6 protein-coding genes are annotated in these 8715 nt (G+C 59.6%); 4 read left to right on the top strand and 2 right to left on the bottom strand.

What is annotated here, in order from left to right; translation table 11 throughout:
- Positions 1 to 826 (bottom strand): TMAO reductase system periplasmic protein TorT (torT, locus tag VOI29_RS04925; protein WP_323776393.1); only part of this gene is annotated, 826 nt, incomplete at its 3' end.
- Positions 827 to 918: 92 nt separating this feature from the next.
- Here torT and VOI29_RS04920 point away from each other — a divergent pair.
- Positions 919 to 3846 (top strand): ATP-binding protein, encoded by a 2928-nt coding sequence (locus tag VOI29_RS04920; RefSeq protein WP_323776391.1) that lies wholly within the window; start codon positions 919 to 921, stop codon positions 3844 to 3846.
- Here VOI29_RS04920 and VOI29_RS04915 read toward each other — a convergent pair.
- Positions 3827 to 4519, bottom strand: coding sequence for a response regulator (locus tag VOI29_RS04915; RefSeq protein ID WP_323776389.1), 693 nt, complete (start codon positions 4517 to 4519; stop codon positions 3827 to 3829). The two genes, VOI29_RS04920 and VOI29_RS04915, sit on opposite strands and share 20 nt — an antisense overlap.
- 186 nt (positions 4520 to 4705) lie before the next feature.
- Here VOI29_RS04915 and VOI29_RS04910 point away from each other — a divergent pair, with 186 nt between their 5' ends.
- The 3 genes from VOI29_RS04910 (at position 4706) to VOI29_RS04900 (ending at position 8714) form a co-directional block, all read left to right on the top strand.
- Positions 4706 to 5653, top strand: a complete 948-nt coding sequence (locus VOI29_RS04910) for an ABC transporter substrate-binding protein (protein WP_323776387.1) — start codon at positions 4706 to 4708, stop codon at positions 5651 to 5653.
- Between the two features lie 68 nt (positions 5654 to 5721).
- Complete coding sequence (locus VOI29_RS04905) at positions 5722 to 6753, top strand: glycine betaine/L-proline ABC transporter ATP-binding protein (protein ID WP_323776385.1); 1032 nt, start codon at positions 5722 to 5724, stop codon at positions 6751 to 6753.
- Positions 6750 to 8714 carry an ABC transporter permease gene (locus tag VOI29_RS04900; protein WP_323776383.1) on the top strand — a complete coding sequence of 655 codons (1965 nt, stop codon included), beginning with the start codon at positions 6750 to 6752 and terminating at the stop codon, positions 8712 to 8714. Before VOI29_RS04905 ends, VOI29_RS04900 begins: the two co-directional genes overlap by 4 nt.
- The last annotated feature ends 1 nt before the right edge of the window (position 8715 follow it).

Below are 8715 nucleotides of genomic sequence, written 5' to 3'. Positions count from 1 at the left end.
CCCGGTAGACGCCGTGGGTCATATAGTCAGATACAATATGAACCTTCTCCTGCAAACCACGGGCACGGAGGACCGACACTGCCGCCTCGGCAGCCGGCGCGGACCCGGCGATGTAGTCAAGGTCCTGCACCTCATCCAGCGCCTCCTCAACGAGGCGAACCTGGATCTCCCGTCCGGTATCTCCGTATTTCGTCACCGCAACCACCGCGGAACTTTCCGCCAGTGCCGCGCGAAACCCTTGCTCGACAAAGTTCACCCAGCCCGCATTCTCCGGGCCAGGAAACCAGGCCACTTTCACTGGCCGCGTGCCCTTGGGGTGCCGTGCAGCGATGATACGCCCGGCTACCGCGCCCATTTCTATCCAGGACACACCGACTTTGGCGGTGATCCCTGCATCGGCGATATCATTCACAGCTGCGATTACCGGAACTTTCGCCGAAATCCGTTCCACCGTTCCGGTAAGACCCGCAAAGGAGACCGTCCCCAGGATCAGGGCATCAGCCCCTCCCTCCACGCAGCCTTCGGCCTGACGGATCTGCCGCTGCAGGTTCGGATACCCGCCGGCCTCAACCAGCTTGAAAGCAACCCCCAGCCGTGCCGCCTCAGCCACCATTCCGTAGTTGACGCTCAGCCAATAGGCGTCCTTCAGATGGGGATATGCAATGCACAACCGCCATATCTGCGAGGCTCGTTTCAACGGCTGATAAACGTCGGTCTCGTACCCGCTTTCGTAGTCGAACGGGATTCGTGGATTTTGCAGGCGCCAGTTGTCCGCGGCGGCCGTGGTGCAAAGCACTGAGAAAATCAGAAACCAGATTGCGCGCATTAAATTTCCTTCCAGGCACCGAGGATATGCAGCAGAACGCAAAAGGGAAATTCAAAATTGCACAATAGAGAAATGCGCGCGACAGTTCAGGCATGTTGAAAAAGCTTGGTCTTGGCGGGAAATTAAGCCTCGCCTTCGTCGTCATTGCAGGGCTGCCCACCCTTGCGGGCATCCTTGGCTTGGTCGAACTGCGAGTGCTTGCACGCCGCCAGGCAGAGGTCATCAGTCAAACCATCCCGGCCATCGCCGAAGTCCGCGGCATGGCCGAGGAAAGCACCCGTATCATCGCCATCGCTCCGGAGCTGGCGGCAGTTGACACCCAGTCCGAACGGGAAAAGCGGGCGGAATTCCTGTCGGCTCAAGTCGAAGCACTGACCCGCAGACTTGAAGCCCTGGAGACAGCCGGCGGCATCGGGTCCGCCCGGTTGCGTGAAACCGTGACAGAGGCGTCCCGCGTGCTGCCGCTGCTGAACGCCCTGGTTGAGACCCGCATTGCCCTGCACAGCGAATTCAACCAGTTGGCCGGACAGAATCTTGCCGCTGCAAACAACTTGCTCAGCATGGCCGACACTTTGGTGGCAAATGCCGAGATGGGGACCACTGCAGTGATATCAAGCCTTTACGGTCACAGTTCCTCCCCAATTGAGGAGAAAGCCCGTACCGATACGCTGGACAAGCTGATCGAGGTTGACCTGTTCCAACTGGGCCTGATGTTCGAATTGCGGTCGCAAACCGCCGAAATCGGGCTGCTGATCAACCGGATCGAAGACGCACGCGATGAAACCGAACTGGGTGAGATTGAGGCCTCTCTGATCAACCGGTTGCTCATAGTTTCCCGCCGGATCAAGGCGATCCGCGACCCTGGACGGCGCCAGCAGGCCGAAAGCTATGCCGTGCAGTTACGTACCGTCTCAGAACAAGACATTGGGTTGTTTGTACTGCGCCACAGGATTCTGACCACCGAAGGCCGCATAACCGCGCTGCAGCAGGGCCTGCAGGATACCGCGTTGCGGCTTGGCGACGAGGCCGCAGCCGTGGCGGATCAGGCCCAAGCACGGGTGATCCGATCAGGCAACGCAGCCGCTCTCGACGTTCAGCGGGCCCAATTGCGCAACGGCTTTGCTGCGATTGCAGGGTTTGTGCTGTCACTTGCAGTCCTGTGGTTTTATGTGCGCGGAAGCATCACCCGGCGCCTTAACCAGCTGTCGGGGATAATGGCGGCCCTGATGCGCGGCCAGCTTGACCAGCCTGTGCACCCCCGGGGGTATGACGAAATCGCCCGTATGGAGGCGGCCGTCGAAGTTTTCCGGCAGCAAGCCATCGACAAATTGGAACTGGAAAGTGTCCGGGACCGCAATGAACAGGAACTGCGCGAACACCGCAACAATCTCCAGGTCCTCGTCAATGAACAGACCGAGCGGCTGCAGGAGGAAGTCGAAGCCCATGACAAGGCCCGCCGGAAGGCGGAAAGCGCCGATCGCGCTAAATCCGAATTTCTCGCCATGATGAGCCATGAAATCCGCACGCCAATGAATGGCGTGCTTGGCATGCTGCGCAGCCTTTCGGACGATGGCCTGCCCGCCAAGCAGATGGAGCGGCTCCGGGCTGCGTTGGTCTCCGGTCAGAATCTGCTGAAGATTTTGAATGACATTCTGGACTACTCGAAAATCGAAAGCGGTGCACTGAAGCCGGAAATCAGCACTTTTTCCCTGCGGGAACTGGTAACCGACATCGTCGTGCTGCTGCGGCCCGGCGCGGACAGCAAAGGCGTCCACCTGTGGCTTGATGCCCCCGGAAATCTGCCAGAGGCAGTGCAGGGCGATGCCGCCAAGCTTCGGCAAATCCTGTTCAACCTGCTGTCCAACGCCCTGAAATTTACTGACGACGGCGAGGTCATTCTGCGGATCCGGATCAACGAGACTGCCAGCAGCCGCCACCGGGTGACCTTTGAAGTCAGTGACACCGGCAAGGGCATATCGGCGGAAGCAAAGTCCAGAATCTTTGAGGCCTTTGAACAAGAGGACACAGATACCGCCCGCAAGTTCGGCGGCACCGGGCTGGGGCTCGCTATCAGTAGGCACTTCGCCCAAACCATCGGGGCCCGGCTGTCGCTGGAAAGCACCCCTGCTGTGGGTTCGGTTTTCACACTGACCCTGGAGCTGGAATCGGGCAATCCCGCCGATCTGGAGTATGAAGAGCCGCCGGTCCCGGCAAGGCAAGCCGAACGTCCCCTGTCTGTGCTGGTGGTCGAGGACAATGAAATCAACCAGATGGTCGCACAGGGGTACTTGGAGCGTATGGGACACAGCTGCCACTGCACCGGCAGCGCCGAAGACGCGCTGGAACTGCTACCCGGTTCCGCGTTTGATTTGGTTCTGATGGATGTGAACCTTCCGGGCATCAGCGGCACCGAAGCCACCCGCCGCCTGCGCGCCCTGCCCGACCGCCGGATTGCCGAATTGCCGGTCATCGGCATTTCAGCGCATGTGCAAAAGGACCAGATCGAGACACACTTGCAGGCTGGTATGAACGGTTTTGTCGCCAAACCGGTCTCTCCTGAACGTTTGGGCAAAGCTTTAGACAGCGTTATGCAGGGGCGCGAGGGCGCAATTTACTTGTCCGACCGCCAGGCAGCCCTGGAACAACTGGACCGCCGCGCCAGTCTTCAAAAACAGATGCAGGAAAACATGCGTGATCTTGGCGAAAAGCAAGCCTTGGAGATCGCAAGGATATTTGAACAGGAGCTTCCGCTGGGCCTTGCCCGGATGACTGAGGCTTTGAAAACGCTAGACTTCGGAGCCCTTGCAATGGATGCGCACCGCGCCAAAGGGGCCGCCAGCACTTTTGGCCAACAGGATCTTGCTGCGCTGCTGGCTGCGCTGGAAACACACGCCGAAAAAGGGGAAAGGAACGCTGCCAAGGAGCAGTTGGAAAGGCTGACAGACATGGTCCCGCACATCTTGCACGCGCTGGCCGCAGTGCTGCGCGAATGTGAAACTGTCAGTTTAAAGGCGCCGTGAAAACATAGCCCTCGCCATGCACGGTGGTGATCACCCGCGGACTGGCGGGATCCTCCTCCAGTTTGCTGCGCAGACGCCGGATCAGCACATCCACGGTCCGAGGGTTGGCGCCGTACTGCCGGTGCGTGACCCGGCTCATCAGCGCATCGCGCGAAGCAACCTCCCCTGCTCGGCTGACCAGCATGTCCAACACTTCGAATTCGGCCCGGGTCAGAGAAATGCAGCCGCCCTCCACCGTTTGCAGATGCCGCGCCGCAACGTCGAACTGAAATTTCCCGAATCTGTAGATCCGGCGTGACAAACGCCGGACATCTTCTGTCCGCCGCAGCAGGTTTTTCAGCCGCGCCAGCAATTCGCGCCGGTTGAAGGGCTTGCAGACATAATCATCCGCGCCAAGCTCAAGTCCGACGATCCGGTCAATCTCATCGTCCCGGCCGGTCACCAGGATGATCCCCAACTCGGACTTGGCACGCTGTTCCCGGGTTATCTGCAGCCCATCTTTTCCGGGCAGGTTGATATCAACCAGCAAAAGGTCAACATCCTGTTTTTCAAGTATACTTTCCGCGTTTTCGGCAGTCTCAGCCTGTGAAACTTTGTACCCTTGGGCATCCAAATAACTGGCGAGAGTGGCCCGGGTGACGGGTTCATCCTCAATTATCAGAATATGCGCCATGATTTGAACGTCCCCGCGATTATTCCCGCTGGTTAACAAATTTTAACATCACTGACCAGCCTGTTCATCCCGCCGGGCTGACCTGTTCACAACTGCTGCTTAACTTCCTTTCTCGAAAGCCCGGCTTTCAAAACGCGAAAAAGCTCAGGCCGTCAGGACCAGAGCTGCGACAACAGGGAGAAACACATGAAATACCGGCAATACCTATTGGCCAGTGCAGCGGCCGCAATGATGACGGCCCCGATGGCGATGGCCGAAGATTCCCCGGACCCCATCGTCATCCCGATCCACAACTGGTCAAGCCAGATCGTGATGAGCCACGTTGTCGGACAAATCTTTGAATCGATGGGGAACAGCGTCGAATACGTGTCGACCGACAGCCAGGCAGTCTATGAATCAGTCCGCCTTGGCGATGTGACCCTGGAACTGGAAGTCTGGGAAGGCGCCTTTGGCAAATCCTTCGATGAGGCGGTGTCCAAGGGTGGCCTGCATGACGCCGGCAATCACAATGCCGTCACCCGCGAAGACTGGTGGTATCCGGCCTGGACCAAAGAAGCCTGCCCCGGCCTGCCAGCCTGGGAAGCACTGAACGACTGCGCGGCCGCCTTTGCCACGCCCGAAACCGGCGACAAGGGCCGGTTCCTGGGCGGCCCCGTCGACTGGCTCAAACATGACGCCGAGCGCGTGGAGGCGCTGGACATGAACTTCACCGTGGTGAACGCGGGCTCAGCTTCGGCGCTTTGGGCCGAAGTGGCCGCGGCAGAGAAAACCAAAAGACCGGTGGTGATCTTCAACTGGACCCCGAACTTTGCCGAGGCCGTTTGGCCAGGCGAATTTGTCGAGTTCCCGAAGTGGGTCGAGGGCTGTAACAAGGACCCTTCCGTCGGTCCGAACCCGGATGCCACCTATGACTGCGGCAACCCGGCAAACGGCTATCTGAAGAAGGCCGCTTGGGACGGCATGAAAGAAAAATGGCCGGCAGCCTATCAAACGCTGACTGAAATCAGCTTCACCAATCCGCAAATTGCGGAAATGGCCAAGCTGGTCGACATCGATGAAATGGAGCCCGAGGACGCCGCAGCGGAATGGCTGGCCGCGAATGAGGGCCTCTGGAAGCCCTGGACTGGTTCCTAAATCCACATTCAGACCCTTGTTCCGGGGCGACTCGCCGCCCCGGTTTCCCAGCCAATGAAAGATAAGCCATGACCGCCGCCTCCCCTGTCATTTCCTGCAAAAAGGTCTGGAAGCTGTTTGGCGCCCAACCGGAACAATATCTGAAGTCTCTTACCGGTAACCCGGGTTTTGATGAGATCCGCCAGGCTGGCTACATCGCTGCTGTGCGTGACGTCTCCCTGGATATCGCCAAGGGGGAAATGCTGGTGATCATGGGATTGTCAGGTTCCGGCAAGTCGACCTTTGTGCGCTGCCTGTCCCGTCTCATTGATATCACCGGCGGAGAGGTCCGGGTCGAAGGTCAGAACATTGGTGAGATGTCCGAAAGGGAACTGATCGAACTGCGCCGCAATAAGATGGGCATGGTCTTCCAAAGCTTCGGCCTCTTGCCGCACCGCACCGTGCTGGACAATGTGGCCTTTCCTCTGGAAATGCGCGGCCAAGACCGCCATGCTCGCCGCGCCCGTGCATTGGAAGTGATTGAACTGGTCGGCCTGTCGGGCCGAGAGGATTACTTTCCACGCGAACTCTCTGGCGGCCAGCAGCAACGTGTCGGCATTGCCCGCAGCCTGGCAATTGAGCCCGATATCTGGTTCCTGGACGAGCCGTTTTCGGCGCTCGACCCGCTGATCCGCCGCGAGATGCAGGACGAATTTCTGCGGCTGCAGGAGATGCTGGGCAAAACCATCGTCTTTATCACCCACGACTTTGACGAGGCCCTGCGCCTCGCCGACCGGATTGCTATCATGAAGGACGGCGTTGTCGAGCAATGCGACACTCCCGATCAGATCGTGCTGAACCCCGCCACCGAATATGTTGCCAAATTCACTGAAGAAATCGAGAAGTCCCGCGTCGTGCATGCTGGCGTTCTGGCACGGGAGGTGAACGGCCACAGCCTGACCGGAGCGCCGATCGGCGAGAAACAGACCATCTCCGAACTGGCCCGCCTGCTTGTCAATGACAGCCGCGACTTTCTGCCCGTTGCCAACAACGCAGGCAGCCTGATTGGAGCGATGAGCCGCCAGGAGGCGCTCGACGTTCTTTTGGGAGAGGCATCATGACGGACCAGGCCCTGATACTTTCCGAAAAGTCCCACGGCTGGACCCGCGTCAAGACCGGCTGGGCGATCTTTGCAGCAGCTTGCCTGCTGGCCGTGGGAAACTCCGTCCTGCCCGCAGGGCTGGTGCGGCCGCCAGAGTGGCTGATCCTGCCCTTTGCTGACTGGATCAATGCCATCTTTGCCTTTCTCCGTGATGACCTGGGTCTGCTGTATCTGACCCGTGCCTTTGCCGACGGGGTGGAATGGCTGCTCGATGTGACCGCCAACCTGCTTTACGGCAAGAACCGCTGGCCCCGCCTGGGCCCCATTCCATGGACCGTGATTGCGAGCATCGGCTTTGTCATCGGCTATGCGCTGCAAGGCTGGCGGCTGTCGCTGCTTACCGGCGGCACCTTTGTCTGGATCGCGGTCATGGGGCAATGGAAATGGGCGATGGAAACCCTGTCGGTTATCGTCGTCGCTGCCCCGTTCTCGATTCTGTTCGGGCTGGTCATGGGCGTGCTTGCCTGGCGCTCGAAAACCTTCGAAAAGTTTCTGAACCCAGTCCTCAACATCGCGCAAAGCCTGCCGCATTTCGCCTATATGATTCCGGTGGTCGTCTTCATCGGCGTCGGTCCCAAGGCCGGCGCAATCGTCACCATCATCTTTTCCGTGCCACCGATGATCCGCATGTCCCTGCTGGGCCTGCGCAAAGTTCCGCATGAGGTAATTGAAAGCGGCCACATGTGCGGCTCCACCCGCTGGCAGCTGCTGCGCCACGTCCGCATCCCCACCGCCCGGACCGAGATCCTGGTGGGCGTGAACCAGGTAATCATGCAATGCCTTGCAATGGTCGTTCTGGCCAGCTTCATCGGGATGCCCGGACTGGGGCAGAAACTGCTGCAACTTCTGCAAGCGCTGAAGATCGGCCGCTCGGTAGAGATCGGCATCACTATCGTGCTGCTAGCGGTCATGCTGGACCGCTGCACCAAGGCCTGGGCGACCAAGCAGCCTGAGCACTTTGAGAAAGGCACGTCCTTTGCCGTCCGCAACAAATTCCTCCTGATCGGCGTCTGTCTTTCCCTGGCATGCCTTGTGCTGGCCCAGTTCATCCCCCTGATGGACCAGATCGGGCGACGTGAAGCCTTTACCATCTCCAAGCCGATTGATGCCGTCGCAGACTGGTTCATCGTGCTGATCGACCCGGTCACCCAGTGGCTGCGCTGGTTCCTGATCACCTGGGTGCTGATCCCGATCCGCGATGCCTTCCTATGGATGCCTTATACCGCAGTGCTGGCGTTGCTGGCAGCCGTCGGCTGGGCCATCGGCGGGTTGCGGTCCGCCCTCGTCTGCGTAGCCTTCTTCGGCCTCATCGCCATGTCCGGCTGGTGGGACCGCGCAATGATCACAGTCTATACTGTCGTCGTCGCGGTCTCTATTGCCACCGTGCTGGGCTTTCCGCTGGGCATCTGGGGATCGTTTCACGAGAAACGCGCCGCATTGGCCTTGCTGATCTGCGACACATTGCAAACCTTCCCCAGCTTCATCTACCTGATCCCGGTGGTCATGCTGTTCGGGGTGAATGACGTGGCAGTGATCGGCGCCGTTGTCCTGTTCGCCGCGGTGCCGCTGGTGCGCTACACCATCGAAGGGTTGCGCCAGGTGCCCGAAACCCTGATCGAGGCCGCCGACATGTCCGGTGCCACCCGGATGCAGACCCTGTGGAAGGTCCGCCTGCCAATGGCGCTTCCCACCATCATGGTTGGGGTGAACCAGTCGGTGATGTTCTCGCTGTTCATGGTGATCATTGCCGCCTTCATCGGAACCCAGGACCTGGGCCAGGAAATGCAGCGTGCGCTGTCCTCCACCGATGTGGGCAAGGGGCTGGTGCTTGGCCTTGCCGTCGCTTTCATGGGGCTGATGGTCGACCACCTGGTCACCACCTGGGCAAAGACCAAGAAAGATGCGCTGGGGCTGGAGTGAT

It is taken from the genome of Leisingera sp., from assembly GCF_034669605.1.
Taxonomy (GTDB): domain Bacteria; phylum Pseudomonadota; class Alphaproteobacteria; order Rhodobacterales; family Rhodobacteraceae; genus Leisingera.
The sequence above is the reverse complement of the archived record's forward strand: the minus strand, read 5'-3'. Positions and strand labels throughout refer to the sequence as shown.

Excerpts from the sequence above, each read along its gene's own strand:
- VOI29_RS04900 (WP_323776383.1), top strand. The coding sequence starts at position 6,750 with ATGACGGACCAGGCCCTGATACTTTCCGAAAAGTCCCACGGCTGGACC.
- VOI29_RS04905 (WP_323776385.1), top strand. The coding sequence starts at position 5,722 with ATGACCGCCGCCTCCCCTGTCATTTCCTGCAAAAAGGTCTGGAAGCTG.
- VOI29_RS04910 (WP_323776387.1), top strand. The coding sequence starts at position 4,706 with ATGAAATACCGGCAATACCTATTGGCCAGTGCAGCGGCCGCAATGATG.
- VOI29_RS04915 (WP_323776389.1), bottom strand. The coding sequence starts at position 4,519 with ATGGCGCATATTCTGATAATTGAGGATGAACCCGTCACCCGGGCCACT.
- VOI29_RS04920 (WP_323776391.1), top strand. The coding sequence starts at position 919 with ATGTTGAAAAAGCTTGGTCTTGGCGGGAAATTAAGCCTCGCCTTCGTC.